The 25,685-nt window shown below is 68.0% G+C and carries 27 protein-coding genes; 9 read left to right on the top strand and 18 right to left on the bottom strand.

What is annotated here, in order from left to right:
* Positions 1-200: 200 nt before the first annotated feature.
* On the top strand, positions 201-2,024 hold the full coding sequence (locus tag BM417_RS03500) for a S8 family serine peptidase (RefSeq protein ID WP_245821660.1): 1,824 nt from the start codon (positions 201-203) through the stop codon (positions 2,022-2,024).
* On the opposite strand, the gene BM417_RS03495 is transcribed toward BM417_RS03500, so the two are convergent.
* Positions 2,025-2,645, bottom strand: a complete 621-nt coding sequence (locus BM417_RS03495) for an L-threonylcarbamoyladenylate synthase (RefSeq protein WP_093588235.1) — start codon at positions 2,643-2,645, stop codon at positions 2,025-2,027.
* 100 nt (positions 2,646-2,745) lie between these two features.
* Here BM417_RS03495 and BM417_RS03490 point away from each other — a divergent pair, with 100 nt between their 5' ends.
* Complete coding sequence (locus BM417_RS03490) at positions 2,746-4,392, top strand: glutamate--tRNA ligase (RefSeq protein ID WP_093588234.1); 1,647 nt, start codon at positions 2,746-2,748, stop codon at positions 4,390-4,392.
* Positions 4,393-4,418: 26 nt separating this feature from the next.
* Here BM417_RS03490 and BM417_RS03485 read toward each other — a convergent pair whose 3' ends face one another.
* Positions 4,419-5,240 carry a phosphotransferase family protein gene (locus tag BM417_RS03485; protein WP_093588233.1) on the bottom strand — a complete coding sequence of 274 codons (822 nt, stop codon included), beginning with the start codon at positions 5,238-5,240 and terminating at the stop codon, positions 4,419-4,421.
* Between the two features lie 7 nt (positions 5,241-5,247).
* A complete protein-coding gene (locus BM417_RS03480; protein ID WP_093588232.1) occupies positions 5,248-5,703 on the bottom strand; it encodes a glycine-rich domain-containing protein in 456 nt (151 codons plus the stop codon).
* A 157-nt stretch (positions 5,704-5,860) separates the two neighbouring features.
* Here BM417_RS03480 and BM417_RS03475 point away from each other — a divergent pair, with 157 nt between their 5' ends.
* The 3 genes from BM417_RS03475 to BM417_RS03465 all read left to right on the top strand — a co-directional run bounded on the left by BM417_RS03475 (position 5,861) and on the right by BM417_RS03465 (position 10,330).
* On the top strand, positions 5,861-6,934 hold the full coding sequence (locus BM417_RS03475) for a tetratricopeptide repeat protein (RefSeq protein WP_093588231.1): 1,074 nt from the start codon (positions 5,861-5,863) through the stop codon (positions 6,932-6,934).
* 13 nt (positions 6,935-6,947) lie between these two features.
* Positions 6,948-7,601, top strand: coding sequence for a YdcF family protein (locus tag BM417_RS03470; RefSeq protein WP_245821657.1), 654 nt, complete (start codon positions 6,948-6,950; stop codon positions 7,599-7,601).
* 125 nt (positions 7,602-7,726) lie between these two features.
* Entirely contained in the window at positions 7,727-10,330 is a 2,604-nt protein-coding gene (locus tag BM417_RS03465; RefSeq protein WP_093588230.1) for a glycoside hydrolase family 3 protein, read from the top strand.
* 25 nt (positions 10,331-10,355) lie between these two features.
* On the opposite strand, the gene BM417_RS03460 is transcribed toward BM417_RS03465, so the two are convergent.
* Complete coding sequence (locus tag BM417_RS03460) at positions 10,356-10,913, bottom strand: TetR/AcrR family transcriptional regulator (RefSeq protein WP_218164308.1); 558 nt, start codon at positions 10,911-10,913, stop codon at positions 10,356-10,358.
* A gap of 91 nt (positions 10,914-11,004) precedes the next feature.
* On the opposite strand from BM417_RS03460, the gene BM417_RS03455 reads away from it, so the two are divergent.
* Positions 11,005-11,784: an alpha/beta hydrolase gene (locus BM417_RS03455; protein WP_218164307.1), complete on the top strand. Its 780-nt coding sequence runs from the start codon at positions 11,005-11,007 to the stop codon at positions 11,782-11,784.
* Here BM417_RS03455 and BM417_RS03450 read toward each other — a convergent pair.
* From BM417_RS03450 to BM417_RS03430, 5 genes are read right to left on the bottom strand one after another with little or no spacing between them, the layout of a single operon-like run.
* Positions 11,781-12,380 (bottom strand): YigZ family protein, encoded by a 600-nt coding sequence (locus tag BM417_RS03450; RefSeq protein WP_093588227.1) that lies wholly within the window; start codon positions 12,378-12,380, stop codon positions 11,781-11,783. The two genes, BM417_RS03455 and BM417_RS03450, sit on opposite strands and share 4 nt — an antisense overlap.
* Positions 12,377-13,444: an ATP-dependent DNA ligase gene (locus BM417_RS03445; protein ID WP_093588584.1), complete on the bottom strand. Its 1,068-nt coding sequence runs from the start codon at positions 13,442-13,444 to the stop codon at positions 12,377-12,379. The genes BM417_RS03450 and BM417_RS03445 overlap by 4 nt, the downstream gene beginning before the upstream one ends.
* A 16-nt stretch (positions 13,445-13,460) precedes the next feature.
* On the bottom strand, positions 13,461-14,570 hold the full coding sequence (locus BM417_RS03440) for an MAB_1171c family putative transporter (protein WP_093588226.1): 1,110 nt from the start codon (positions 14,568-14,570) through the stop codon (positions 13,461-13,463).
* A complete protein-coding gene (locus tag BM417_RS03435) occupies positions 14,571-15,083 on the bottom strand; it encodes an ImmA/IrrE family metallo-endopeptidase (protein ID WP_093588225.1) in 513 nt (170 codons plus the stop codon).
* 3 nt (positions 15,084-15,086) lie between these two features.
* Entirely contained in the window at positions 15,087-15,524 is a 438-nt protein-coding gene (locus tag BM417_RS03430; RefSeq protein WP_030475574.1) for a helix-turn-helix domain-containing protein, read from the bottom strand.
* A 200-nt stretch (positions 15,525-15,724) separates the two neighbouring features.
* Here BM417_RS03430 and BM417_RS03425 point away from each other — a divergent pair, with 200 nt between their 5' ends.
* Positions 15,725-16,114 carry a hypothetical protein gene (locus BM417_RS03425; RefSeq protein ID WP_143138482.1) on the top strand — a complete coding sequence of 130 codons (390 nt, stop codon included), beginning with the start codon at positions 15,725-15,727 and terminating at the stop codon, positions 16,112-16,114.
* Between the two features lie 7 nt (positions 16,115-16,121).
* On the opposite strand, the gene BM417_RS03420 is transcribed toward BM417_RS03425, so the two are convergent.
* Complete coding sequence (locus BM417_RS03420; protein WP_218164306.1) at positions 16,122-17,363, bottom strand: ThuA domain-containing protein; 1,242 nt, start codon at positions 17,361-17,363, stop codon at positions 16,122-16,124.
* An 84-nt stretch (positions 17,364-17,447) separates the two neighbouring features.
* On the bottom strand, positions 17,448-18,284 hold the full coding sequence (locus BM417_RS03415; protein WP_143138481.1) for a lytic polysaccharide monooxygenase auxiliary activity family 9 protein: 837 nt from the start codon (positions 18,282-18,284) through the stop codon (positions 17,448-17,450).
* An 86-nt stretch (positions 18,285-18,370) separates the two neighbouring features.
* Between BM417_RS03415 and ilvA the strand changes: the two genes are divergently transcribed.
* Positions 18,371-19,606 (top strand): threonine ammonia-lyase IlvA, encoded by a 1,236-nt coding sequence (ilvA, locus tag BM417_RS03410; RefSeq protein WP_093588221.1) that lies wholly within the window; start codon positions 18,371-18,373, stop codon positions 19,604-19,606.
* On the opposite strand, the gene BM417_RS03405 is transcribed toward ilvA, so the two are convergent.
* The 3 genes from BM417_RS03405 to BM417_RS03395 all read right to left on the bottom strand — a co-directional run bounded on the left by BM417_RS03405 (position 19,603) and on the right by BM417_RS03395 (position 22,191).
* The gene (locus tag BM417_RS03405; RefSeq protein WP_093588220.1) at positions 19,603-20,772 is read right to left on the bottom strand and encodes a hypothetical protein; all 1,170 of its coding nucleotides are present in this window, start codon (positions 20,770-20,772) and stop codon (positions 19,603-19,605) included. The genes ilvA and BM417_RS03405 overlap by 4 nt on opposite strands.
* Positions 20,773-20,862: 90 nt before the next feature.
* Positions 20,863-21,474 (bottom strand): DUF4360 domain-containing protein, encoded by a 612-nt coding sequence (locus BM417_RS03400; RefSeq protein ID WP_407656077.1) that lies wholly within the window; start codon positions 21,472-21,474, stop codon positions 20,863-20,865.
* Positions 21,475-21,567: 93 nt separating this feature from the next.
* Positions 21,568-22,191 carry a DUF4360 domain-containing protein gene (locus tag BM417_RS03395; RefSeq protein ID WP_093588218.1) on the bottom strand — a complete coding sequence of 208 codons (624 nt, stop codon included), beginning with the start codon at positions 22,189-22,191 and terminating at the stop codon, positions 21,568-21,570.
* Positions 22,192-22,518: 327 nt separating this feature from the next.
* On the opposite strand from BM417_RS03395, the gene BM417_RS03390 reads away from it, so the two are divergent.
* Positions 22,519-22,764, top strand: coding sequence for a mycoredoxin (locus BM417_RS03390; protein WP_090069138.1), 246 nt, complete (start codon positions 22,519-22,521; stop codon positions 22,762-22,764).
* A gap of 1 nt (position 22,765) precedes the next feature.
* Here the strand turns inward: BM417_RS03390 and BM417_RS03385 are convergent, their stop codons facing one another.
* The 4 genes from BM417_RS03385 to BM417_RS03370 all read right to left on the bottom strand — a co-directional run bounded on the left by BM417_RS03385 (position 22,766) and on the right by BM417_RS03370 (position 25,685).
* Positions 22,766-23,254: a DinB family protein gene (locus tag BM417_RS03385; RefSeq protein WP_093588217.1), complete on the bottom strand. Its 489-nt coding sequence runs from the start codon at positions 23,252-23,254 to the stop codon at positions 22,766-22,768.
* Between the two features lie 53 nt (positions 23,255-23,307).
* Positions 23,308-24,330 (bottom strand): glycoside hydrolase family 19 protein, encoded by a 1,023-nt coding sequence (locus BM417_RS03380; RefSeq protein WP_093588583.1) that lies wholly within the window; start codon positions 24,328-24,330, stop codon positions 23,308-23,310.
* Between the two features lie 160 nt (positions 24,331-24,490).
* Positions 24,491-25,183 (bottom strand): chitinase, encoded by a 693-nt coding sequence (locus BM417_RS03375; protein WP_093588216.1) that lies wholly within the window; start codon positions 25,181-25,183, stop codon positions 24,491-24,493.
* A 118-nt stretch (positions 25,184-25,301) separates the two neighbouring features.
* Positions 25,302-25,685, bottom strand: coding sequence for a VOC family protein (locus BM417_RS03370; protein WP_093588215.1), 384 nt, complete (start codon positions 25,683-25,685; stop codon positions 25,302-25,304).

The raw sequence follows: 25,685 nt of genomic DNA, 5'->3' as shown, positions 1-25,685 counted from the left end.
GCTTACCCGATCGGACGTTACTCCGGATGAACCATCCGGGTGAACGCATATCGGCGGCCGAACGGATTCTTCTACATCATCCCGCTAGATGATCACCGCCGAACGACTGATGTCCTGACCTGGTGTTTGACGGTAACGTGCTGGTCACGGGCGGTGACTCCCTCCGGTCGCCGCCACCCCTGCCGATGGAGGTTTTCTTCGTGCTGCGCACAATATTGTCTGTCGCCGCGGTGTTCTCGCTGGTCAGCGGCGTTCCTGCCGTCGCCGCACCGGCGGAGAGCGCCTACCTGCTGCAGTTCCGCACCACCCTGAACGACGGCCAGCGCCACCAGCTCCAGGGCCTCGGCGTGCGGCTCGGCGCGTTCGTCCAGGACGGCACCTACCTCGCCCGCATGACGAGCACCGCGCGCGTCTCGCGGCTGAGCTACGTGCGCGAGGTGCGGCCGTTCCAGGCCCAGCCGCAGATCATGGCGCTGGGCGGCGCTTCCGACTACCTGATCACGCTGGTCGAGCAGGACGAGCGCGACCAGAAGGCCGTCGCCGCCAAGGTGAAGTCCTTGGGCGGCAAGGTGAACGTCATCTCCGCGAGCCGCGAGCACATCATGGCCACCTTGGACGCCGGGCAAGCGGCGCAGCTCGCGAAGCTGCCCGCCGTGATCGCGATCGACCCGGTGTCCGCGCCGGAGACCGACATGGCGATCTCGCGCGAGTCGTCCGGTGCCAACCACATCGAGAGCGTCGGCGGCTACAAGGGCCAGGGCGTGCGCGGCGAGGTGATGGACGGCGGGTTCCGCCTGACGCACCAGGAGTTCCGCGCCCGGCCGCCGTTGCAGCACACCGCCAACACGACGAACACCTCGCACGGCACCTCGACGTACGGGCAGATCTTCGCGTCCGGCGTCTCGTCCGCGCACCGCGGCCTGCTGCCCGAGGGCCAGGGCATCACGGCCGTCTACAACACCGGCGACCGCTACGCCCACACCAAGCAGCTCGTCGACCCGGCCGGCCAGTACAAGGCCGTGTTCCAGTCCAACAGCTGGGGCGACTCGCTCACCACCGCGTACAACTCGATCTCGCAGCAGATGGACCGGATCGTGTTCGACCACGACCTGCTGATCTGCCAGTCGCAGAGCAACGCGGGCACCAGAAGCTCGCGTCCGCAGGCGTGGTCGAAGAACGTGCTCTCGGTCGGCGGCCAGTACCACTACAACACCCTCGACCGCGCGGACGACAAGTGGAACGGCGGCGCGTCGATCGGCCCCGCCGCGGACGGCCGCATCAAGCCGGAGATCTCCAACTACTACGACCGCATCGACACCACCACGTCCACGAACGACACCGCGTACACGACGTCGTTCGGCGGCACGTCCGGTGCCACGCCGATCACCTGCGGCAACGCGGGGCTCATGTTCCAGATGTGGGCGGACGGCGTCTTCGACGGCGGTCCCGGCAAGGGCCGTGACGTGTTCGCCTCGCGCCCGCACGCGGCCACCGCGAAGGCGTTGCTGATCAACACCGCGAACCAGTTCACGTTCTCCGGCACCACGCACGACCAGACCCGCACGCACCAGGGCTGGGGCACGGCGTCCGTCCGCAACCTCTACGACCGCGCTCGCGCGGGCGGGTGGAAGCTGCCGGTGCTGGTGAACGAGACGGACCTCCTGGCCACCGGTCAGTCGCGCAAGTACACCGTGGCGTCCAACGGCCAGACGCCGCTGCGCGCGACGCTGGCCTACACCGACCCGGCCGGTTCGCCGACCGCGGCCAAGGCGACCGTCAACGACCTGACGCTGAAGGTCACCGCCCCCAACGGCACCGTCTACTGGGGCAACAACGGCCTGCTGGCCGGCAACTGGTCCACGTCCGGCGGCGTCGCGAACACCGTCGACACCGTGGAGAACGTCCTCGTCCAGACGCCCGCCGCGGGCAACTGGACGGTCGAGGTGGTCGCGACCTCGGTCAACGTCGACGGTCACGTCGAGACGGCCGCGACCGACGCCGACTACGCGCTGGTCGTGTCCTAGCTATTCGAACCTGGCCGGGTCGCCCGCGCCGTAGCGGATGATCTCGGCCTCGCCGCTCGAGAAGTCCACCACCGTGGTGGGCGTGGTGCCGCACTCCCCGGAGTCGATCACCGCGTCCACCACGTGGTCGAGGCGTTCCTTGATCTCCCAGCCCTGCACGAGCGGCTCGGCCTCGTCCGGCAGCAGCAGGGTGCTGGTGAGCAGCGGCTCGCCCATCGCCTCCAGCAGCGCCTGCGTCACGACGTGGTCGGGGATGCGCGCGCCGACGGTTTTCTTCTTCGCGTGCATCATGCGGCGCGGCACCTCCTTCGTCGCGGGCAGGATGAACGTGTAGTTGCCCGGCGTGGAGGACTTGATCGCGCGGAACACCGCGTTGTCCACGACGACGAACTGGCCGAGCTGGGCGAAGTTCTCGCACATCAGCGTGAAGTGGTGCTTGTCGTCGAGCTTGCGGATCTCCCGGATGCGGTCGATGCCGTCCTTGTTGCCCAGCCGGCAGCCCAGCGCGTAGCAGGAGTCGGTCGGGTAGGCGATCAGGCCGTCCTCCCGCAGGATCTTCACGGCCTGGTCGATGGCGCGCTTCTGCGGGTTGACCGGGTGGACGTCGAGGTACTTGGCCATGGCGCAGCAGCTTAGGCCGATCACCGAGGGGCCAGCATTTCGGCTCGCGCACGTTGATAACCTGGGGCTACTTCTTTCCCTGGTTTGGAGACCCCTAGCGATGCTCGACCGTGCCGTCGTCGACGCCCTGTTCCCCTCGGACCTGCCTGAACCGGCCTTCTGGGAGGAGCAGTACCCGCCTCGCGGGCTGGCCGAAGGCGCGAAGGTCACCCGCCTGGGCCCGTCGCCGACCGGGTTCCTGCACATCGGCGGCCTGTACGTCGGCATGATCGACCGCGACGTCGCGTTCCACTCCGGTGGCTCGTACATCGTGCGCGTCGAGGACACCGACCAGGCGCGTGAGGTTTCCGGCGCCGTCGAGCAGTTCAACAAGGCGTTCGCCTACTTCGGCATCGAGCCCGACGAGGCCGACTCCGTGGGCGCGTACGGCCCGTACCACCAGTCGCAGCGCGAGCAGGTCTACCTGACGTACGTGCGTGAGCTGGTGCGTTCCGGCCACGCGTACCTGTGCTTCGCGACGAAGGAAGAGCTCGCGGACATCACCGCCCGCCAGCAGGCCACCAAGCTGCCGACCGGCTACTACGGCCGCTGGGCGATCTGGCGCGACAAGACCGCCGAGGACGTTGCCGAGGCGTTGGAGGCCGGCCGCCCGTACGTCGTGCGCTTCCGTTCGCCGGGCAAGGCGGGGGAGCGGACGTCGTTCGTCGACGCGATCCGGGGTCCGCTGGAGCACGACGCGAACCGCAACGACGTGGTGATCCTCAAGGCGTCCGACCAGTCGCCGCGCCTGCCCACGTACCACTTCGCGCACGCGGTCGACGACCACCTGATGCGCGTGAACCTGGTGATCCGCGGCGAGGAGTGGATCTCCTCGGTCCCGACGCACCTGCAGCTGTTCGACGCCCTGGGCTTCGAGCGCGTCGAGTACGCCCACATCGCGCCGCTGATGAAGCAGCAGGGCGGCTCCCGGCGCAAGCTCTCGAAGCGCAAGGACCCCGAGGCGTCCGTCGAGTTCTTCATCGAGGCGGGCTTCCCGGCCCCGGCCGTCCGGTACTACCTGCGCGGCCTGGTCAACGCCCGCCTGGCCGAGCTGCCGCTGGCCGAGGCCCTGGAGACGCCGATCTCGCTGGCCGAGTGCGGCGTCGCGGGCCCGCTGGTCGACCTGGTGAAGCTCGACGACATCTGCGCCGACTACGTGGCCACGCTGTCCGGCGAGGAGATCATCTCGCTCGTGTCGGAGTGGGCGGCGACCCACGACCCCGAGCTGGTCACGGCGCTGGCCTCGGAGCGTGACGCGGCTCTGGCGGCGCTGCGCGTCGAGCGCGGCCCGGAGGTCGCGAACCCGCGCAAGGACCTCCGCAAGTGGGCGGACTTCCGCACGGCCTACGGCTTCTTCTTCCCGTCGCTGTTCCCGCTCGTGTCCGACCGGACCGACGAGCGCCTCGGCGGCCTGTCGCCCGAGCTGATCTCCGCGTTCGCCGCGGACTTCGCCGACGGCTACGCGGACCTGGAGGACGGCCAGGAGTGGTTCGGGCAGATCCGCGAGCTCGCGTCGAAGCACGGGTTCGCGCCGAACCCCAAGGAGCTCAAGAAGAACCCGGACGCCTACCCCGGCTCCATCCGTGAGGCCGCGCAGCTGATCCGCGTGGCGCTGACGGGGTCGAAGGCGAGCCCGGACCTGCACGCCGTGGCCCGCACGCTGGGTGCGGACGAGGTGCTGCGCCGGGTGCGCGCGCTCGCGGGCTGACACAGGTGCTCGACGGCCCCTGGTTCCTACGGGAATCGGGGGCCGTTCGCTGTCCGGTACTCCGCCCACGACCGCGCCGCTTCAGTGGTCGCGGTGCCCGCGAACCTCCGTTCCCACAGACACACCAGCGATGCGGCGAACGCGGTGATCGCCTCGGCAGGCGCTTCCCGGAACCCGTCGAACTGTGCCGCCCATTCCTCGGCCTGCGCGGGCCGATGACCTTCCGCCACGAGCCGCACAACCGCGAACGCCGGGTCGATCCAGGCCGCGCCGGTCCGCCACCACGCCCAGTCGACGATGCGAGCGGTATCGGCGACGAGGATGTTCAACGGGTTGAGGTCGGAATGGACCAGCGTCGAGCCGCGCATGTGTCGTGGCGCGTGTGCCGCCCACCCGTCGGCAGGCTCGTCCGCGAGTGCCGCCTCCCAGTGATCGGCGATCATTCGCCGCGGTGCTCGCAGCGGCTCGATCTTGCCGATCTCCTTGACGGCGTCCGCCACGAGCGGGAGATCAGGGGAACCGGGGGAGAGATCGGCGTGCTGCCCGGAGACGTGGTCGAATCCGAGCAGCAACCAGCCGTCCCGTTCGACGTGCCACAGCAGTCGCGGGGCCAGTTCCTCCGGCAGGAACGGGTTCACCGCCGCTTCGTTGCGATGCATGACCGCCTGTGGACTGTCTGCTCTGCCTCCCTTGCAGAACACCAGTCCATCCGCTGTGGCCAGCGATGCGGCGAACGCGGAGTTGCGTCCCACGGATGCGCTTTCCGCCTTCACGACCAGGCCGGTGTGGTCCTGGACGGCCACACGCACTCCAGCCGGTAGCTCCTGCCACTCGAGGCGGCCGCTCATCTGTTCCTCAGCTCGGGTCTCCGCCGCCCTGACCGCAGTTGGTGCAGCCGGCGTGGCACTGCGAACAACGTCCATCGCCGGTCAGCCACAACTCGGCGTGGAAGGGCAGCCCGGCGGTCTTGATCGCCTCCACGGTAGGGCCGAGGGCGTCCGCTGTCGCGCGACGCACCGGCGCGGCGAACTCCTCCGGCACGTGGTGGATGAACCTCCCTGCCGTTCGATCGCAGAAGTCGGCGTAGTCGTGGGTGTTGAGGATGAACTGATGCCAGCCGAGGTCTACCTGCCTGCTCGGCCTGAACTGCTCGTGCGGGTTGGCCGCGCACACCATGAGAAAGCTGATCGTGTCGGTGACGATCCGATCAGCTTCCGTGACGGTGATCGAGTGCTCGGTGGTCAGTTGGAGTCGCAGCCGGTGCCGGACCTCGGTCGGGATGGCAGACGGAGTGCAGGCGATCGCTGACATGGGCTTCTCCTGATCTTCGAGAGTGTGTGGCCGCCTGCTGAACAGCCTGCTCGTGCCCCTTTCCGCGGGGAACGCACCCGTGTGGCACTTCCGTGGCACTTGCGGCGCACCTACTCGTGCTCACCTGGTTCCATGAGGTCAGGAGGAGGTCGCCGACATGGGGTCGCTGGCTCACTGGACGGGCTGTGAAGCACGTGCGCTCCGCCGCGCGCTGCGTCTCAGCGTGCGTGCCTTCGCAGAGCGATTGGGCGTCGGCGTCCGCACGGTCACCAAGTGGGAGTCGCTCGGTGCGCAAACCACGCCGCGCCCGTTCATGCAGTCCATTCTGGACACGGCGTTGGCCACCGCGGACGCGGAGGCCAAGCAGCGCTTCGAACTGTTGCTCCGGCAGGACGGCGAGACGCCGGTTCGTGACTACTACCGCAGCGGTCCGAGGGAATGGGACTACGAGACCTGGACCGACGACCTGGGGCGCGCGGCGGCGTGCCTGGCGCAGCAGGACTTCAAGTTCGCGAGCAGCCTCGTCGACCGCTGGCTGCGGCGCTTCACCCCGCTGGAGCTCGACGGCCACGGCCTGTACCTGCACGCCCGATCGCTCGTGCTGCTCGGCGATCTGCGACGAGACCAGGGTGATGTCCAGGGACCCCTGTCGGCGTCACACACCTACCGATGCGCGCACCAGTTCTTCCGCGAGCTGGGTGTGCCGCGCAGGGCCGCGCAGGTGGAGTTGTCGCTCGCGGTCGTGGAGGAGATGAACGGGCGGCTCGATCTTGCCGCTCGCAGGTACGAGGTGCTGGCCGGCGACTCACGGCTCAGCCCTCGTGACCGCACTCGGGCTCTTCTGTGGGTGGGGACAGCCCTGAGCAAGCAGGGATCCAACGACCACGCGGTGACGGTCATGGCTGAGGCGATTCGTCGTTTCGAGCAGCTCGAAGAGCCCGATGACTGGGCGGTCGCGCACCAGAAGATGGCCCTCGCGCACCGTGGCGCGGGTGCGCTCGGTGTGGCCTTGCGTTACCTCGACGTCGCACTCGCGAACCGCTCGGACTCCCCGATGCAGCGCGTCCGGCTGCAGACCGCGCACGCCCACATCCTCCTGTCAGATCGTGCGACCTCGGAGGGCGGACTGCGGCTGCTCGACGAGGCCGCCGGGACGTCACGTACGTTCGGCATGTCCCATCAACTCGCCAGCATCGAGGCCATCCGAAGCGCCTTCGAGCACGTGAACTAGGAGCGCACCACCCGTGAGCCGGCCGATCAGCGACGAGCAGTGGCGCGATGCGGAGATCATCTGGGACTACCACCAGATGGGGCACGAGCCGCGTCCGGTCGACGTCGCCATCGGCCTGGGCAGCCACGACCTCGGCGTGGCGACCTTCGCCGCCGAGCTGTACCGCGCAGGGCTGTTCCCGTTGCTCGTGTTCAGCGGTGGCAACAGCCCGACGACGGCCGCTCGGTTCCCGCGTGGGGAGGCGGTGCACTACCGGGAGCACGCGTTGTCGCTCGGCGTGCCGGACAGTGCCCTCCTGGTGGAGCCGCGGGCGGGTAACACCGGGCAGAACGTGGGGCTGTCGCGTGAGCTTCTGGCGGAGAACGGTCACGAGCCTCGTTCGGTGCTGCTCATCTCGAAGCCGTACATGGAGCGCCGCGCCTACGCCACGTGCCGGAAGGTGTGGCCGGAGGTCGAGGTCGTCTGCGCGTCCGAGCCGCTGAAGTTCGGCGACTACGTCCGGTCGATCGGCGACGAGAAGCTCGTCGTCGACATGCTCGCCGGAGACCTGCAGCGGGTGGTGGAGTACCCGAAGCTGGGCTTCTCGGTGGAGCAGGACGTGCCGGCTGACGTCCTGGCCGCCTACGGCCGGCTGGTCGCGTCGGGGTTCGACAGCCGGCTGATCTGAGCCTGCCCGCACGCGTGTCAGAACGCATCGGCCCGGTATGGGAACTTCGTCCTGAAAGTTTCCGGAACAAAGTCGTGAGAGCGTTCCCATTGACGTGGACGTAACACGCCGTTGAGGATCGCGGCATGCATTGGAGAAGCACTCTCGCCGCAGTGCTGGGGCTGACGCTCGCCGCCGGCGCGACCTCGGCGGCCGGCGCGCAGGAAGCGCAGCACTGGCCGCCGAAGCAGACGGTCATCGGGCAGCCGAAGACGGAGCACGGTTGTGCTCGCATCGAGAAGTCCCTGCCGACGCTCAAGGACTGGCCGAAGGTCGAGAGCCAGCTCACGGGCGACCGCAAGGACGAGGCGCGGATCAAGGCGATCCTCAAGGACATGACGCTGGCCGAGAAGGTCGGCCAGATGACGCAGCCCGAGATCGGCGCGATCACGGCCGCGGACGTCACGACCTACGGGTTCGGGTCTGTCCTCAACGGTGGTGGTAGCTGGCCCGGCGCCAAGAAGAACGCGACGCCGCAGGAGTGGCTCGCGCTCGCCGACGCCTACTTCGACGCCTCGAAGCAGTCGCGCACCAAGATCCCCGTCATCTGGGGCATCGACGCGGTGCACGGCAACAACAACGTCTACGGCGCGACGGTCTTCCCGCACAACATCGGACTCGGTGCCGCGCACGACCCGTGTCTCATCCGCGACATCAACGAGGCCACGGCCGAGCAGATTCGCGCGACGGGTCAGGACTGGGCCTTCTCGCCGACGCTCGCCGTCGTCGAGGACGACCGGTGGGGCCGCACGTACGAGGGCTTCTCCGAGGACCCGCGGATCACCCGTGCCTACGGCTACGAGGCCATCAAGGGTCTGCAGGACAACGCGAAGAAGCGCATCAGCGAGGACGGCGTGATCGCCACCGCCAAGCACTTCCTCGGTGACGGCGGCACGACCGGTGGCAAGGACCAGGGCATCAACGCGTCCACCGAGCAGAAGATGATCAACCTGCACGGTCAGGGCTACTACGGCGCGCTGGCCGCGGGTGCCCAGACGGTGATGATCTCGTTCAACAGCTGGACGAACGACGTCATCAACGAGGGCAAGGTGCACGGCAGCAAGTACGTGCAGACCGGCATCCTCAAGGAGAAGATGGGCTTCGACGGCCTGCTCGTCTCCGACTGGAACGGCATCGGCCAGGTCACCGGCTGCACCAACGCCAGCTGCCCGCAGGCGATCAACGCCGGCATGGACATCATCATGGTGCCGCAGGACTGGAAGGCGTTCATCACCAACACGATCGCCCAGGTCGAGTCCGGCCAGATCCCGATGGCGCGCATCGACGACGCCGTCACCCGCATCCTGCGCGTCAAGCTGCGCGCCGGCACGTTCGACGCCCCGAAGCCGAGCCAGCGTGAGCACGCCGGTGAGCAGAAGGCGTTGCTGCACAAGGAACTCGCCCGCGAGGCCGTGCGTGAGTCCGCCGTGCTGCTGAAGAACGACAAGCGAGTGCTGCCGTTGTCCAAGCGCAGCAAGGTTCTCGTCGTCGGCAAGACCGCCGACAACATCGGCAACCAGACCGGTGGCTGGACGTTGTCCTGGCAGGGCACCGGCAACACCAACGCCGACTTCCCGAACGCCACCAGCATCCTCAAGGGCATCCAGGACACCCTGGGCGCCGCGAACGTCACGTTCGCCGAGACCGCGGACGGCGTCGACCCGGCGCAGTTCGACGCCGTCATCGCCGTGATCGGTGAGACGCCGTACGCGGAGGGCGTGGGCGACCTCGGCAAGCGGTCGTTCGAGTCCGCTCGCCTTCAGCCGCAGGACCTCGCCGTGCTGGACAAGGTCTCCGGCAAGGGCAAGCCGGTCATCACCGTCTACGTCGGCGGCCGCGCGCTGTACATGAACAAGGAGATCAACCGCTCCGACGCGTTCGTGGCCGCCTGGCTGCCCGGCACCGAGGGCGGCGGCATCGCCGACCTGCTGATCAGGGGCCGTCACAACGGGTTCAGCGGCAAGCTGTCCTACTCGTGGCCCGGCGAGGCCTGCCCGGCGCTGCCCGGTGAGCCGGCCAAGAAGCCGCTGTTCAAGCTCGGCTACGGCCTGCGCGACTGGGAGACCGGCCGCGTCGGCACGCTCGACGAGACCAGCCCCGGCGTCCTGTGCTCCGGTGGTGGCGGTGGCACCGCGACCGAGGACCTGGAGATCTTCAACCGCACGGACATCGCGCCGTACCAGTCGATGATCGGTTCGGCCGAGAACTGGGGCGGCACCGTGGTCGGCCCCGACGGCCAGGCCTCGCACGCCGAGATCAACGTCGTGCAGTCCGACGTCAACGTCCAGCAGGACGCGCTCAAGACGACGTGGACCGGCACCGGCCCCGGCCAGGTGTACCTGCAGAGCCCGGCGGTCAGCGACCTCCGCGGCTACGGCAACGCCAACGCGGCCATCCAGTTCGACGTGATCGTGCACCAGGCTCCGGCCAACCGCACGGTCATCAGCTCGCACTGCCAGTACCCGTGCATGGCGGAGATCGATGCCACGCAGGCGTTCCGCGATCTCCCCATCGGACAGAAGGCGACCGTCAAGATCCCGGTCTCCTGCTTCTCCAACAAGGGACTGGACCTGGAGAGCGTCAACACGCCGTTCCTCGTCTACACCGACGGCGCGTTCCAGGCCTCGTTCGCGAACATCCGGTGGGTGCCCAAGGCGGGCGCCGATCCGGACGCCCTTCCCTGCACGTAACCGATAACGGGTAACGCGGCGCGCTTCAGGCTGTCTTCTCCAGCAGGAAGCGCGCCGCGGTCTGTGCCTGCCGGGCCGGCTCCGACGACACCGTGATCGCCGTGTTCGTCATCGCGCCCTCGAACAGCAGGAAGATCGAGTCCGCCACCCACTCCGGCCGCCCGGTCGCCGCGACCATCGCCGCGATCGCGCCCCGCACACCGGTCTTCTGGTGGCGCACCACCGCCGTCACGCGCTCCGAGGACGGCCCCAGCTCCGCGTAGGAGTTGATGAACGCGCAGCCGCGGAAGTCGGTCGTGCCGGACGAGTCCGCCATCCAGTCGAAGACCGCGAGGATCTGGTCCTCCGGCGTCGACGCCCGCAGCACGTACTTCATGGTCGCGGCGGTGATGGCCTCCTCCCGCCTGCGCAGCACCTCCTCGACCAGCGCCTCCTTGCCGGCGAAGAGCTGGTAGAGCTTCTTCAACGAGACGCCCGCCTCCGTGCGCAGCTCGTCCATGCCGACCGCGTGCGCGCTCTTCGCGTAGAACAGCCGGTCAGCGGCTTCCAGGACCCTTTCCCTGGCCTCTGTGTCCGTCGTCACCTCAGTAACCCCTTGCTGTGGAGAACGCTCGTTCTCTACTGTATCACTCATGCCGGAGAACGAGCGTTCTCCACAACTGAAGGAGACGGAAATGTCGAAGATCGTGCTGGTTCACGGACTGTGGCTGACCTCCGCCAGCTGGAAGAACGTTGCCGACAGGTTCACCGCCGCCGGCCACGAGGTGCTCACCCCGACCTGGCCCGGCTACGGCGAGGTCGCGCAGATGCGGGCGCACCCCGAGGTCGCGAACGGCCTGGGCGTCGTCGAGATCACCGACCACGTCGAGAAGTTCATCCGCGAGCACCACGCCGAGGACGCGATCATCATGGGCCACTCGTTCGGCGGCCTGATCACGCAGAAGCTGCTGGACCGGGGCCTGGGCAAGGCCGGTGTCGCCATCCACTCGGCGCCCGCCAAGGGCACGCTGGGCCTGCCGTTCTCGTCCATCAAGGCCGCGTTCCCGGTGCTCAAGAACCCGGCGAACGTGAAGCGCAACGTCGAGCTGTCGGCCGCGGAATGGCACTACGCCTTCACGAACACCCTGCCCGCGGACGAAGCCGAGGCGCTGCGGCAGCAGTTCGCCATCACCGCGCCCGGACGCCCGCTGTGGCAGGCCGCGACCGCGAACTTCACCACCCACAACGCGACCAAGGTCGACCTGAAGAACCCGGACCGCGCGCCGCTGCTGTTCATCGCGAGCGAAGGCGACAACGTGGTCCCCGCGTCGATGAACCGCGAGAACGCCCGTCGCTACAAGGGCCCCGCGATCACCGAGATCAAGGAGTTCCCGAACCGCCCGCACTTCGTCATGGGCACGCCGGGCTGGGAAGAGGTCGCCGACTACGCCCTGACCTGGGCCGACAAGTTCTAACTGTCGAGGTCCACCGGCTCGCCCCTGATCGCGGTCACGGAACCGCCGGTCTGAGCGGCGAGCCAGACCTCGAACGCCTCCGGGTCCTTCGTGAGAACGGTGAAGGTGACGTCATGACCGTATTCGGTGTCCGCGACGTGGTACCCGGCCGCGCGCAACCCGTTCTCCAGCTTTCCCGCCTGATCGTGGTCCACGGCCAGAAGCACGCTCTCGTGCCGTTCACGGGTGAGGGTGCCCAGCGAGTCGATGGCCTCGGACACGGCCCGTCCGTACGCCCGGACCAGGCCACCGGCACCGAGCTTGATCCCGCCGTAGTAGCGGGTGACGACGACGGCGGTGTCCACGAGACCCCGGCGCGTCAGCACTTCCAGCATCGGCACGCCGGCGGTACCGGCGGGTTCGCCGTCATCGGACGAGCGCTGGGTGTCCACCGTTCGAAAAGCCGTGCAGTTGTGCGTGGCCTGCCAGTGCTCCTTGCGGATCCGCGCGAAGAACTCGGAAGCCTCGGCGTCGGAGGTGACGCGGGCGACGTGGCACAGGAACCTCGATCGCTGGATCTCGATCTCGTGCGTGCCGTTCCGCTTGATCACCTTCACGGTTCGATTGTCCGCCTGCGTTGTTCGGCCTCACCGAACAGGGCGTCCAGTTCGGCCGGCGGCACCTCTTCCAACTGCTCGTACGTGCACTCCAAGGGCGTCTTGTCCGCACGGAACCGCACCAAGCGCGCCGTGTGCCGGAACCGTCCGCCCTGCACGTGCTCGTAGCGCACCTCGGCGACCCGCGTCGGTTCGAGCAGCACGATCTGAAGCTGCTTCTCGGGGTTCCACCGGCTGTTCATGCCGGGACCCTCGTACGTCGCCCACGCGCTCCACGGATGCTCGGCGGGGTCGAGCAACGGCTTGAGCTCCTCGACCAGTTCCCGCCGCCGCGCCGCGGTGAAGCTGCTGGCCACGCCGACGTTGTGCAGCTCGCCGTCCTGGTAGAGCCCGAGCACCAGCGACCCGACCGTCTCGCCGTCCTTGTGCCACCGGTAGCCCGCGACCACGCAGTCCGCGGTGCGCTCGTGCTTCACCTTGAACATCACGCGCTTGTCCGGCTCGTAGACGCCGTCCAACGCCTTCACCATCACGCCGTCGAACCCCGCGCCCTCGAACCGGGTGAACCAGTCCTGCGCCACGTCCGGGTCCGCTGTGGACGGTGTCAGGTAGACACCGGGGACCTCGGTGACGATCTCCTCCAGCAGCTTGCGCCGCTCGCCGAGCGACAACCCCGTCACGTCCTCGGAGCCGCACGCCAGCAGGTCGAACGCCACGAAGCTCGCCGGTGTCTCCACCGACAGCTTGCGGACGCGCGACGCCGCCGGGTGCAGCCGCAGCTGGAGGGTGTCGAAGCTCAGCCCGTCCGGCGTGACCAGCACGATCTCGCCGTCCACCACGCACCGCGGTGGCAGCGCCTCCCGCAGCAGCTCGACCACCTCGGGGAAGTACCGGGTGAGCGGCTTGTCGTTGCGCGAGCCCAGTTCGACCTCGTCGCCGTCGCGGAACACGATGCAGCGGAAGCCGTCCCACTTCGGCTCGTACGCGAGCCCGTCCCCGCGCGGAAGCGTGGGGACGGACTTCGCGAGCATCGGCTTCACCGGCGGCATCACGGGCAGGTCCACGCCCGTGACCATAAGCTCAGCGCAGGGCCACCGCGAGCTTTTCGAGCTCCCGCACGTCGGCGTCCATCCCGTCGTCCTCGGGGATCGCCAGCGCGATCGGCCGCCGCATCGTGACCGCCCCCGACCTGCGCGTCTCCAGCCCGGCCCGCAGCCGGTCGGACAGCGGCAGCTCGTCCGGCGTCTCGGCGACGTACGGGCTGATCCGCACCAGCCCGTCCCGGCACTCGATCACCCGCCGGTAGTAGCGCCGGTGCACGCCCCGCAACGACAACGAGTCGCGCTTGGACGGCACGCGGTGCAGGGCGTCCTCGGGGAACGACTGGTGCAGCAACGTCCACAGTGGAGCGAGCCGGTGGTACGCGCGCAGGTGCCGCAGCCACAGCCTCGTGGCCGCGAACCGCATCGCGGCGATCGGGTAGATGACGCCGACGACGCACAGCAGCACGCCGGGCAGCAGGAACCACACCGCGGTGGTCAGCAGCCAGCGGGGGAGCGGCTCACCGAAGTAGCGGGAGACGTTCGACGACACGAAGATCGCGTCCGCGGGCACCAGCAGCGCGAGGCCCGTCGAGGTGATCAGCAGGCCGCGGCGCAGCCGGGGTTCGGCCTCGCGGGCGTAGCGGCGGGCCCACACGAACATCGTCGCGAAGCCGTAGAGCAGATAGCCGTTGCCCAGCGCGTAGAACACCGTGATCGCGAGGATTCCGGTCGGGCCGCCGCCGAGCGAGTTCGGCACACGGGCCGCCGCCACCCGCAGGTCGTCCGGGATCGCGAGCACCGCCCACGTCATGACGCTGATGCACAGGATCAACGGCGCGAGCTGGAGCAACGCCTGCCGCTTCGCGCGGGCGTCGTCCAGCGCCGAGAAGATGAAGAAGCAGATCAGGCCGTACACGCCGACCTGGAGCATCGCGTGCTGGATCAGCTGGCAGACCATGGGGTCGAGCCCGAGGAACCACCGCCCGTCGGCCGCCGCCCGTCCGAACGGGTAGCCGACCGCCCAGCCGGCCACCAGGCCCGTCACCGAACGCAACCGCGGGTCGTGCGGGCGGCGCACCAGCAGGTACAGCACCACGGCCAGCGCCGAGAACGCGACGATGCCCTGGGTCTCCTTGAGGTACTCCACCTACAACCACCCCAGCCGGTCCGCGAGCGACTTCGACATGCGGCGCGCGGGACCCTCCGACGCCCGCGGCGCCACCTTGTCCAGCACCGACGCCCATTCCAGGATGATCGTCGCGACCGTCTCGGCCTCGCGCTCGTGCTCGGAGTCGTAGGACGTACGCCTGAGCGCGCGCCGCACGGCATCCGGTTCGAGGTCGGGGTACAGGCCCGCGAGCAGGCCGTCGTCCTGCTCGTCGCTGGTGTGACCGGCCAGCAGGTGGCCGAGCTCGTGCAGGATGATGTGGTTCTGGTGGGCCTTGGACGTCTCCTGCTGGTACAGGATGTAGTCGGCCTTGGCGGTGGCGATCCACACCCCGTACGGGCCGGGCACCGGAATCGGGTGCGCGATCAGCCGGATGGGCTTGCCGCGCTGCTCACCGACCCGGCGGCAGAGCTCGCCGACGTCGAGCGGGGGCTGGATGTCCAGCTCGTTCAGCAGGCGGCGGCACCGCTTGCGCAAATCTCGTTCGGCCACGAGTCATCCTTCGCCGCGCTCGGCCTGTTCCTGTCGGTAGACGACGTCGAGCAGTTCCATGACCAGGCGGCGGCGGTCCGGCGACAGTTCCCCCGCGCGCATCGCCATGAGCTGCGCGTCGCTGCCCGAGGCGATCTCGTTGAGGCGCGACTGCTCGTCCTGCAACGATTTCAGCTGCTCGTCGACGCGGTCGGTGACCTCGTCGTCGAAGAAGTAGCTCACGGGCACACCGAAGAAGCCTGCCAGTGCCTGCAAGTGCTTGAACGTCGGGTTGTCCTTCTTGGCCTTGCGCAGCTGCCAGATGTAGCTCTGGGAGATGGTCACGCCCGTGTCGGCGATGGCCGCCGCGACCTGCTCGTTGCTGTACTCCTGGCCTGACCTGGCGGTGTGCCGGGCGAAGAGGTGGTTGAGCTTGTCAGCCAGGGACCGTTCCCCCGCCATGCCGCCTCCCCGGTCGCGCGCAGTGAGCGTCTCCACCCATGGAAAGGGCTAACTGGGTGACGAGATTTTCACCAGTTGAAAGCCCTCCGATAGCCAACATAGACTCCCCCCGTGTCTGTCTCAACTGCGGAGGGTGTCCGCGCGGTCCGGGACAGTCATGTCAGTCCACCCGCTCGCCACTTCGCGGAGGTTCTCCGGACATGGCGCTTGCTGAACGACAAGGGTCGTTTCACCGCTCGGTGATCGACGTCGTCTACAAGACCATGAACCAGCTCGCGCAGACGGACTCGCCCAACGAGGTGTTCGAACTGCGTGAGCAGCTTCGCGCTGCCCTGCCCTGGTGGCGAGGGCTGCTGCGGATGCACGAGCCGAACGAGCGGCATCGGTGCAAGTCGTGTCACGCCTGGTACGGGCGGCATCGCGCGTGGCCCTGCCCGGTGTGGCGGGACGCGGTGCAGGCGTTGCACCAGCTCAACGACATGTACGGGTTCCTCGGGGCACCACACCCGGCGGACCCGCTTCCGGGGGAACGGGTGGTCGTGAGTGGTTCCGGCCGCCTCGACGACCAGAACCGCTCACGGTCCTCCTGACTCGGAACTAGCCGATCTTGAAGCTCTGCGCCGCCGACCCGTTGCAGGTCGCCTGGATCAGCTGCACGCCGTCACCGGACCCGGCCGGCGCGGACAGGCACTTGCCGGAGTGGCGAGCGGTCAGCGTCGAGTAGCCGTCGGCGCCGGTGGTGACCCGCCACTGCTGGTTGGTGCCGCCGCCGTAGGTCCAGAGGTGGATGCCCGCGTTGTCGGCGGTGGACACGTTGCTCACGTCCAGCACCTTGGTCGAGTCGTTGCGGTACTCGACGCGGGAGTAGCCGTCGGTCGTCGCCACCGCGCGGAAGTTCTGCGCCGTGGTGCCGTTGCACGCGTACTGCTGGATGACGGTGCCGTTGTTCAGGCCCGCGGCGGCGGCGTCGACGCACTTGCCGTTGCCGCGGTTGACGACCGTCTTCCACTCGCCCTGCGGCGGCGGGGTGCCGCCACCGCCCAGCCACAGCAGGCTGTCGATGAGGAAGTTGTTCTGGGTGGCGCTCGCGAACGTGGACGACAGCGGCCGGTTCGCCGCGTAGTCCATGGCGTTGTGGCCGAAGTTCGCGTAGATCATCTTGTAGTTCTTGTTCGACCACATGATCGGGTAGTAACCGCTGCGCCACTGCTGGTTCGGGTCGGTGCCGAGCGGGAAGCTCGACGGGTCGACGCTCGCCAGGATCTGGACGTTCGGGTTCTGGCGCAGGTCGCGGTCCCAGCTGTACCACTCGCTGACGGCCGAGGTGAACTTCTCCGGCAGACGCAGGGTCGACGGGTGCGTGCGGGTCTCGACCTTCAGCACCGCGGTCGTCGGGCCCCACGTGTTGCTGACGAAGTTCCCCTTGGCCAGGAACGTGTTGTGGTACCAGGGCCACTCGTTCGCGTTCTGGGTGAACGCGCTGACGTGGAAGCCGAAGAACCCGCCGCCGGCCTCGATGTAGCGCTGGAAGCCGGTGCGCGCGGCCGCCCCGGTGGGCGCGTCGTCGAGGAAGATCACGACCTGCGCCTGGGCCGGGGTCAGGGTGCTGAGCCGGTTCCAGTCACGGGTCGACTCGTAGGTGAAGCCGTTCTCCTGGCCCGCGCGGGTGAGCCACGGGTTCGCCTCGTTCACGAACGCGATGTGCGCCGCGTCCCACGTGCCGTTGTAGAAAGCCAGCACCTTGAACGGGGCCGCCTGGGCCGTGCTCGTTGCCGAGAGCGAGACCGGGACGAGGGTGGCGGCGAGCATTGCCAGCAACGCCAACAGTTTTCGAGCCATTCGGGTACACACCTTCGTGTAGCAGGGGTTGCGCGCCCGAAGATCATCGTAGAGAAGGTCTAGACCTGTTGGGGACCGGGACGTTCACAGAATTCTTTTGCGCCACAACATGATCCCGCCGAGCACGGCGAGCCCGCCCAGTGCGGCCACCATGGCCGATATGCCGAACCTCGTTGCGTTGGAAGGAGGTTGTTCGGCACTCGACGCAACGGGAACGGGCCGGGGAGTGCTCGACCTCGGCGCGGACGGCTTGGTGGACGGTGCTGCGGAACTCTGGGTCGGCGGCGCGGCCCGCACCGGCGGTGCGGCGGCGGGAGCGGGCTGGGCCGCCGGCGGCGCGGGCTTCACGGCGGCCGCGATCTCGACGTCCGTGCACGAGTAGTAGGTGTCGGGCGTGTCCGTGTTCTGCCAGACCGTGTAGATCAGATGACGTCCGGTCCGGTCCTTCGGCAGCTGCACCTTGAACTCGTAGGAGCCGTTGACGAGCGGGGGAGAGGGCACGTTCAGGAACTGGTCGAGGTCCGCCCACCGCAGCGGCGCGGCGGGCGAGTAGCCGGCGCGCGTCACGTAGAACCGGAACGAGCCCTGGTGCGGGATCGTGGCCTTGTACGTGAAGTCCGTGCTCTTCAGCTTGGTCGCCGGCCAGTCGGCGGACGGCATGTCCAGCCCGCCGTACTTCGCGAGTCCCGCGCTGCACAGCCTGCCGTCCGGAACCATGGCCTCGTCCTGGCCGCGCACGTTCGGCAGCCGGATGTTGTCCCACTCCTTGGACGGCAACCCCGCCGCGATGGCGCTGCGGCAGAGCGGGGATGATGCTGTGGGCTGACCTGGCGAACACAGGAAAGCCCTGCTCGCGGGGTCAGTGGGCGCGCCATGGGCGTGCGCGGGAACCACGGAGAGCATCATGAGCAGCGATAGCACGCCCACAAGGCGAAACACAGGCACCTCCCCCTTCCTTCTAGGGGTACGCGTGCCAGACCCAAGTCGTTCACGGAAGATGTATTGACATGTCCTTCGCTGATGAGGTGTCCGCGGCCGCAGCCCGGCTCGGCGGTGTCGCACGCACGACCCCGCTGGAGGTGAACCAGCGGTTGTCCGAGAGGACCGGGGCGCGCGTGTGGTTCAAGCGCGAGGACCTTCAGGTCGGCCGTTCCTACAAGCTGCGTGGCGCGTTCAACCTGCTCTGCCAGACCGAGTTCGCGTTCGGTGGAGCGGTCTGCGCGTCGGCGGGCAACCACGGCCAGGGCATGGCCTACGCCTGCCGCCGCCTCGGCATCGAGGGCCGCGTGCACGTCCCGCGCACCACTCCGCGCCAGAAACGCGACCGCATCCACGCCCTCGGGCAGGGCATGGTCCAGCTGGTCGTGGACGGCGACACCTACGACGACGCGGCCGCGCTGGCGAAGGAGTACGCGCAGCAGACCGGCGCGACCCTCGTCCCGGCCTTCGACGACCGCCGCACGGTCGCCGGCCAGGGCACCGTCGGCCTGGAGATCGTCCAGCAGCTCGGCGGCGCGCCCGACGTGATCGTGGTGCCCATCGGCGGCGGCGGCCTGCTCTCCGGCGTCGGCACGTGGTTCAAGGAACGCTTCCCGCGCACCCGGATCATCGGCGTGGAGCCGGCCGGTGCCGCGAGCATGATCGCCGCGATCCAGGCCGGCCACCCGGTGACGCTGCCCGAGGTCGACTCGTTCGTCGACGGAGCCGCGGTCCGCCGCGCCGGTGACGTGACGTTCCCGATGGTGCGCGACAGCGGCGCCGAGCTCCTCACCGTGTCCGAGGGCGCTGTCTGCACGGAGATGCTGGAGCTGTACCAGATCGACGGCATCGTCGCGGAGCCCGCCGGAGCGCTGGCCTCGGCCGCGTTGCTGGAGGAGATCTCCGTCGCACCGGACTCGACGGTCGTGTGCCTGCTCTCGGGCGGCAACAACGACGTCTCGCGCTACGCCGAGATCGTCGAGCGGTCGATGATCCACCGCGGCCTGAAGCACTGGTTCCTGGTCGAGTTCCCGCAGGAGCCGGGCGCGCTGCGGCGGTTCCTCGACGACGTGCTGGGCAAGGACGACGACATCGTGCAGTTCGAGTACATGAAGCGGGACAACCGGGAGACCGGGGCCGCGCTGGTGTGCATCGAGCTGGGCCGCCGCGAGGACTACGACCTGCTGTGGGGGCGGATGAAGGAGTCCCCGCTCAAGATCCAGCACGTGGAGCCGGGGTCGACGGCGTACCGCTTCCTGATCTAGGCCGTGTCGAGGCGGTGCAGCACCGCGCCGGTCGCGATGTCGATGACCTCGACCAGGTGCGGTGACCGTTGCACCGCCACCCATGGCGCCTCGTAGTGCTGGATCACGGGCCCCTTGAACTCGACGACCGTGCGCACGTCGTGCTGCCGCCGCGCTCGGACGATGTTGCCCTCCCGGGTCAGCAGCGCCGGTTGCTTCCCGACCTCGGTGAGACCGAGGACGTGCTCGCCGGGCGGAACGGTGATGACCTGCTCCGCGCCCGTTCCCGTCACCGTCCAGTCGGTGCCGTGCCGGCGCTCGGCGTGGGAGTAGCCCGGCCCGAAGACCGACCGGTCGCCGCCGTAGACCTTGGCGTGCCAGGGAAAGGAACCGGGCTGGTGGGTGGTTCCGGTCGACTGTTTCAGCGTGATCGTGCCGCCGTGGTAGTGGAGGTTCCACCACTTGCCGGCGCGGCGGAAGTAGACGCCGTACCGCCAGGGCTCGTCCATGTCGAGGTAGAGCGGGGAGAGGTCCCGCTTGGCCTCAGCGGCGACGCTGAAGCGGATCGGGATGCGAAGCTCGCACTGGGCGGGGTCCTCATCGTGTGACATGTAGATCAGTTCACCGTCGATCTCGACCAGCGCCTTCAGCACTTCGCCGGACCTGTCGGACACGTGGATCGCGGCGAGCACCGGTCCGGGCAGCCGGACTTTCGCCGGCGCCAGGCCGCACCGCCACAGCACGAGCTCGTCCGGTCCGTCGCCGCGCGCGACCAGCGAGGGACACGAACTCGGAAAGACGGGGAACCGCATCGCCGTGCCGCGCACGCCGGAGGTCAGCAGGCGGTGGCAGTCCTCTTCGGACGGTGGCAGGACATCGACCTGAACTCCGGCCGCGGTGACGCGCACCGTGCCGTCACCGTTATCGGCGACACCGATCACGCACTCGAGACCCACGGTGTGACCGCGTGCGCTGACCGGCATGAGCTCGACGCTCTCGCCGGTCTGCTCGAGCGCCGCGATCGTGGCCAGCCGCACCAGGTCCACTCGTGCCGACGTGCCCGCCAGGTCGTCGAACAGCACCGAGACGCGCCGGTACCGCGGCTTGAGCATCCCCCTGTGGATCTTCTTCACCAGCGCGTGGAACTCCGGCCCGAGGTCCACTCCGGACAGCACGTGCAGCTTCATCGTCCCCCCAGACGTTGGCAGGGAACGATCATCCCAGAAAAGGGGCGTGCCGGGCACCCCGTTCGCGGAATGCCCGGCACCTAGCGGGTACTACGGCTTGGGCGGGCAGACCTTCCACGCGAAGTGGTAGGTCGTCTCGATGGACCCGTCGGTCGAGTCCATCGCGATGAAGCTGGTGACCTTCTTCGGGTCCGACGTGCCCGCCATGACCCGCAGCTCCGTGTTGATGTTGAAGTTCCGCTTCTCGCCACAGGGGTGGTAGACGATGGCGGCCACATCGGTCGTGTCCGTCGCCTGCCAGTCGTCGCTGAACGGGCCGCGGTAGTTGTGCTGCTTGTACTCGGTCTGCGACATGCCCTGGAAGTAGTAGTTGGCCTTCTCCAGGGCCGTGGCGCCGCGTTCGAGGTGCGCGAAGCCGCGGTAGTCGGTGGACGCGATGCCGTAGGTGAAGCCGGACGGCACGTTGACGCGCAGGTTCAGCTGGCAGTTCTTGCGGAAGTCGGTGGGCAGGGCCTGAGGGCCGACCTGCGCCATGAACTCGCTGTAGGTGACGGTGAACGCCTTGTTGTCCGGGCTCACGGCGACGGCGGCCGTTCCCGCCCGGCAGCCAGAACCGTTGATGGTCACGACGTCGATGGTGATGTTCTCCGGCGGCGGCGTGTCACCAGGGGCGCCACCGGGGGGAATGATGATCGTCGACATCGCGAGCGCGGCCGCGGCGAGTGTGGTGAGCATGGGGCACCTTTCCGTCTGGGGTTCAACGAAATGAACGGGCGGCGGCAATCGGTGCCTGGATCAGCAACGCTTCCAGGAGAACTGGTACTTCGTGCTCACGCTGCTGTCGGTGGAATCCATCGTCATGAAGCTGTTCGCCTTCGACGCGGTTCCCGCGTTCACGCGCAGTTCGGTGTTGATGTTCAGGTGGCGGACTTCCCCGCACGGCGCGTAGATGATTTCCGACACCGTCGCGCGGTCGGTGGCCTGCCAGTTGTCGCTCTTCGGGCCGTTGAACGTGTGGGTGCGGCTCGCGGTCTGCGACATGCCCTGGAAGTAGTAGTTCCCCTTCTCCGTGCCCGTGGCGCCCTGCTGCAGGTTGGCGAAGCCGCGGTAGTCGGCCTGGGCGATGCCGAACGTGAAGCCCTGCGGGTAGCTCACTCTGATGTTGAGCTGGCAGTTCTTCCTGAAGTCGGTGGGGCCTGAGCCCTGTCCGGCCTGGGCGAGGTACTGGCTGTACGTGACCGTGAACGCCGTGCGGTCGTCCGCGGCCGCGACGGCCGCGGTGCCGGCGGGACAGCCGGAACCGTTCACGGTGACGACGTCGATCGTCACGAAATCAGGAACATCGGATGCTGCGTTCGCGGTCGGCGCGGTCAGGACCGCGGACAGCGCGAGGGCAGCAGCCGCCACCGTTTTCAGCATGGCCAGCCTTTCCATTCATGACAGCGGTAGCGGCGGCGGAATTCAAACGATATCGGAAACCCTGCGTGGTGATGGGCCGCCGAATGGGTGACTGAATTGATCGGCAAGGCTCGCGAGAATGCACGACCAATTGCACGGCCGAAATCTTCGGCCGTGCGCGAACTATGTTCACTCACCGTGCAGGGAATTGACCTGACGATTGCCTGACGATCGCCCGTCGCTGCGCCGTCCGAGTGGCGCGGGGCACAGCGGTACCCCGGGAAGAAGTGCTCCTGGCCGGGCGTTGACACTGAGGACACAGTCCAACCCCGACGAGGAGTGCGCCTGATGGCTCCCGACCAGCTGACCGTCTACTCGACCTCGTGGTGCGGCTACTGCCGGATCCTGAAGAGCTCGCTCGACCGCGAAGGCATCGAGTACGTCGAGATCAACATCGAGGAGACGCCGGGCGCGGCCGACTTCGTGATGGAGGTGAACGGCGGCAACCGCACGGTGCCGACCGTGCACTTCCCGAACGGCGCGGCGCTCACCAACCCGTCGCTGGCGCAGGTCAAGGAACAGCTGGCGGCCTGAGCTACTCGTAGAGGAACGCGGTGGTCGACTGACCGTCCAGCGTCTCCCGGATGATGTCCGCGTGGCCCGCGTGCTGCGCGGTCTCCCGGATCAGGTGCAGCACGATCCGCCGGATCGACATGGGCCGCGGGTTCTGGTCCCAGGGCGCGGACGGCAGCGGCACCAGCTTGTCCAGCGAAGCGGCGCGCACGGCCTCATCGGTCGCGCGCACCGCTTCGTCGTAGGACTCCAGCAACGCGTCGAGGTCGTCGCCGGTCCACGTGTACTGGCCCCAGTCGAGCATGCCGGGCGGAGTGCCGGGCTGCTCGGTCAGGATGTGGGTCCAGCCGCGCTCACACCAGGTGAGGTGCTTGAGCAACCCACCCAGCGTGAGCTCGCTGACGGTCGTGCGCTTCACCGCTTCTGCGGCGGTGAGACCTCGCACTGTGACGCGGAAGGTCCTGCGCTGATCGTTCAGCTCGTGCAACAGGTCGTTGAGCTCCATGGTCATGAATTGAAGCTACGACCGAACTAGGACCACTCAAGTCCTAGTCAGGGCGACCACTAGCAGTACAGGTTGGCACCCGCCGGCACGCCGAGGATCCCGACGAACTGCTGGTACTTCGAGACACGGCTCTGGACCTGCGCCGGGTTGCGGCCGTCGCACTCCAGCGAACCGTTGATGCTGCGGATCGAGTGGCCGAACCCGGAGCCGTTGGTCATGGCCGCGTGTCCGGTCATCGAGCCGGGGCCGGACTGCGTGTTCCAGTACCAGAGGCCCGTCTTCCACGCGATCGGCGCTTGCTGTGCCACCCACTGCGGGTTGCCCAGCAGGTCGATGCCGAGGTAGTCGCCGGCCGCCTTGTAGTTGAAGTTCCACGACAGCTGGATCGGGCCGCGGCCGAAGTACTTCTGGGGCGAGGGGCAGCCGTACGGCCTGGTCTCGTCGCAGTAGTCGCCGCTCTGGTCGATCTCCTCGACGTACTTGAGGCCACCGGTCTCGTGCGAGACGTTCGCGAGGAACGCCGCCGCTTCCTGCTTCGACACCGTGTCACCGCCGGTCTTCGCGAAGGCGGGGAACGCGCTCATGGCCTCGACGAGACCGCTGTAGGTGTAGAAGGAGTTGCGGGTGCCCTGGAACATCTGGTTGAACTGGGCTTCGCTGACGACGAAGCTGCCGCCGCCACCCCCGCCGCCGCCACCGTCGCAGCTGTGCGGTTCCCAGAACCAGGTGGAGATCGTCGGGTCGTAACCGGGGTTGTCGTGCTCGGCGATGTAGTAGGAACCGTTGTACCGCACGATGTTGCCCGTGTAGTACTGCCGGCCCGCAACCCAGTCCGTGGCGCTGGTGCAGGTACCGCCGCCGCCACCTCCACCACCGCCGTCACAACTCGTCGGCTCCCAGTACCAGGTGGAGATGATCGGGTCGTAGCCGGGGTTGTCGTGCTCGGCCACGTAGTACTGACCGTTGGTGTACTTCACGATCGAGCCGGTCGTGTACCAGGTGCCCGCTGTCCAGTTGGTGAACGAACAGGCCTGCGCGGACACTTCCGCCTGGGATGACGCGGTCGGTGCGATGACGGCCATGGTCGCCGCCATCGCCACCGCCGCGAGAGACGCCAGAATTCGTTTTCTCAGCAAGGTCACTCACTCCTGGAGTCTTGCGCCCGGAGGATCAGGTATGTGAACAGCGCTGAGATTGGCACCAATGGTCCAGACCAGTCAAGGGTCTAGACCTGTTTTGTCACTAGCAGTACAGGTTCGATCCCGTTGCGACACCGATGATGCCGGTGAAGGAGCGGTACTTCGAGACGCGGCTCTCCACCGTGCCGGGGTTGCGGCCGTCGCACTCCAGGGATCCGTTGATGCTGCGGATCGTCTGGCCGAAGCCGCGCGAGTTGACCATCGCGTTGTGCGGGGTCATGGTGCCAGGGCCGTTCTGCGTCATCCAGTACCAGATCGCGGTCCGCCACGAGACGGTCGCGTCCGTGGCCACCCGCTCGGGGTTGTTCAGCAGGTTGATGCCGAGGTAGTCGCCGGCCGCCTTGTAGTTGAAGTTCCACGACAGCTGGATCGGGCCGCGGCCGTAGTACTTCTGGGGCGAGGGACAGCCGTAGGGCCTGGTCTCGTCGCAGTAGTCGCCGTTCTGGTTGATCTCGCGGATGTAGCGGAGACCGCCGGTCTCGTGCGAGACGTTGGCCAGGAACGCCGCGAGCTCCTGCTTCTTCACCGTGTCGCTGCCCTGGTTCGCGAACGAGCCGAACGTGGCCATCGCGTTCTTCAGGCCGCTGTAGGTGTAGAAGGCGTTGCGGGGCGGGGACGGGAACATGCGGTTGAACTGCGCTTCGGTGACGATGAACGGCGCTGCCGTCGCCGGCTGAACGAGCGTGAAGACGCCGATCAGCGCGACGATCAGGGCGGCGGCGCGTGTCCGGAACATGGAGACCAACTCCTCAGAGCATCAGCGCGCCCACTGTGTGTTACCGCTCTCACGGTGGCAGGCAGGAACTCCGAGCACAAGAGATGGTCTATACCTTTTAGATACGTGAACCGGTTCGTCAGCTACCGGATCCGTAGGGCCGGGTGATGATCTCCAGCGCGTGGCCGTCCGGGTCGTTCCAGTAGACGCCGCGTCCGCCGTCGTTGCGGTTGATCTGCTGGGGCTGGGAGTGGAACGGGTCGGCCCAGTAGTCGAGGCCGCGTTCCTGGATGCGGCCGAAGATCTGGTCGAACTCCTCCTCGGTCACCAGGAACGCGTAGTGCTGCTCGGTGATCGGGCCGCGGGCCGTCATGTAGTCGAGCGAGACGCCGTTCGCGACCTCGACGACGAGGAACGGGCCGTAGCGCACCGGGTCGGGCAGGCCGAGCAGTTCGGTCAGGAAGCGGGCGGAGTGGTTCTGGTCGCTGACGTGGACGATGGTGTGGTTGAGCTGTACGGGCAT

The sequence above is a fragment of the Lentzea waywayandensis genome (assembly GCF_900115955.1).
In the GTDB taxonomy this organism is placed as follows: domain Bacteria; phylum Actinomycetota; class Actinomycetes; order Mycobacteriales; family Pseudonocardiaceae; genus Lentzea; species Lentzea waywayandensis.
Note: the sequence above shows the minus strand (reverse complement) of the source record. Positions and strands in the feature narration are given on the sequence as shown.

Excerpts from the sequence above, each read along its gene's own strand:
- BM417_RS03420 (WP_218164306.1), bottom strand. The coding sequence starts at position 17,363 with ATGGCTCGAAAACTGTTGGCGTTGCTGGCAATGCTCGCCGCCACCCTC.
- BM417_RS03405 (WP_093588220.1), bottom strand. The coding sequence starts at position 20,772 with ATGAAGCTGCACGTGCTGTCCGGAGTGGACCTCGGGCCGGAGTTCCAC.
- BM417_RS03370 (WP_093588215.1), bottom strand. The coding sequence starts at position 25,685 with ATGCCCGTACAGCTCAACCACACCATCGTCCACGTCAGCGACCAGAAC.
- BM417_RS03390 (WP_090069138.1), top strand. The coding sequence starts at position 22,519 with ATGGCTCCCGACCAGCTGACCGTCTACTCGACCTCGTGGTGCGGCTAC.
- BM417_RS03480 (WP_093588232.1), bottom strand. The coding sequence starts at position 5,703 with ATGTCAGCGATCGCCTGCACTCCGTCTGCCATCCCGACCGAGGTCCGG.
- BM417_RS03395 (WP_093588218.1), bottom strand. The coding sequence starts at position 22,191 with ATGCTGAAAACGGTGGCGGCTGCTGCCCTCGCGCTGTCCGCGGTCCTG.
- BM417_RS03425 (WP_143138482.1), top strand. The coding sequence starts at position 15,725 with ATGGCGCTTGCTGAACGACAAGGGTCGTTTCACCGCTCGGTGATCGAC.
- BM417_RS03380 (WP_093588583.1), bottom strand. The coding sequence starts at position 24,330 with ATGGCCGTCATCGCACCGACCGCGTCATCCCAGGCGGAAGTGTCCGCG.
- BM417_RS03495 (WP_093588235.1), bottom strand. The coding sequence starts at position 2,645 with ATGGCCAAGTACCTCGACGTCCACCCGGTCAACCCGCAGAAGCGCGCC.
- BM417_RS03465 (WP_093588230.1), top strand. The coding sequence starts at position 7,727 with ATGCATTGGAGAAGCACTCTCGCCGCAGTGCTGGGGCTGACGCTCGCC.
- BM417_RS03430 (WP_030475574.1), bottom strand. The coding sequence starts at position 15,524 with ATGGCGGGGGAACGGTCCCTGGCTGACAAGCTCAACCACCTCTTCGCC.
- BM417_RS03475 (WP_093588231.1), top strand. The coding sequence starts at position 5,861 with ATGGGGTCGCTGGCTCACTGGACGGGCTGTGAAGCACGTGCGCTCCGC.
- ilvA (WP_093588221.1), top strand. The coding sequence starts at position 18,371 with ATGTCCTTCGCTGATGAGGTGTCCGCGGCCGCAGCCCGGCTCGGCGGT.
- BM417_RS03385 (WP_093588217.1), bottom strand. The coding sequence starts at position 23,254 with ATGACCATGGAGCTCAACGACCTGTTGCACGAGCTGAACGATCAGCGC.
- BM417_RS03375 (WP_093588216.1), bottom strand. The coding sequence starts at position 25,183 with ATGTTCCGGACACGCGCCGCCGCCCTGATCGTCGCGCTGATCGGCGTC.
- BM417_RS03400 (WP_407656077.1), bottom strand. The coding sequence starts at position 21,474 with ATGTCGACGATCATCATTCCCCCCGGTGGCGCCCCTGGTGACACGCCG.
- BM417_RS03485 (WP_093588233.1), bottom strand. The coding sequence starts at position 5,240 with ATGAGCGGCCGCCTCGAGTGGCAGGAGCTACCGGCTGGAGTGCGTGTG.
- BM417_RS03490 (WP_093588234.1), top strand. The coding sequence starts at position 2,746 with ATGCTCGACCGTGCCGTCGTCGACGCCCTGTTCCCCTCGGACCTGCCT.
- BM417_RS03455 (WP_218164307.1), top strand. The coding sequence starts at position 11,005 with ATGTCGAAGATCGTGCTGGTTCACGGACTGTGGCTGACCTCCGCCAGC.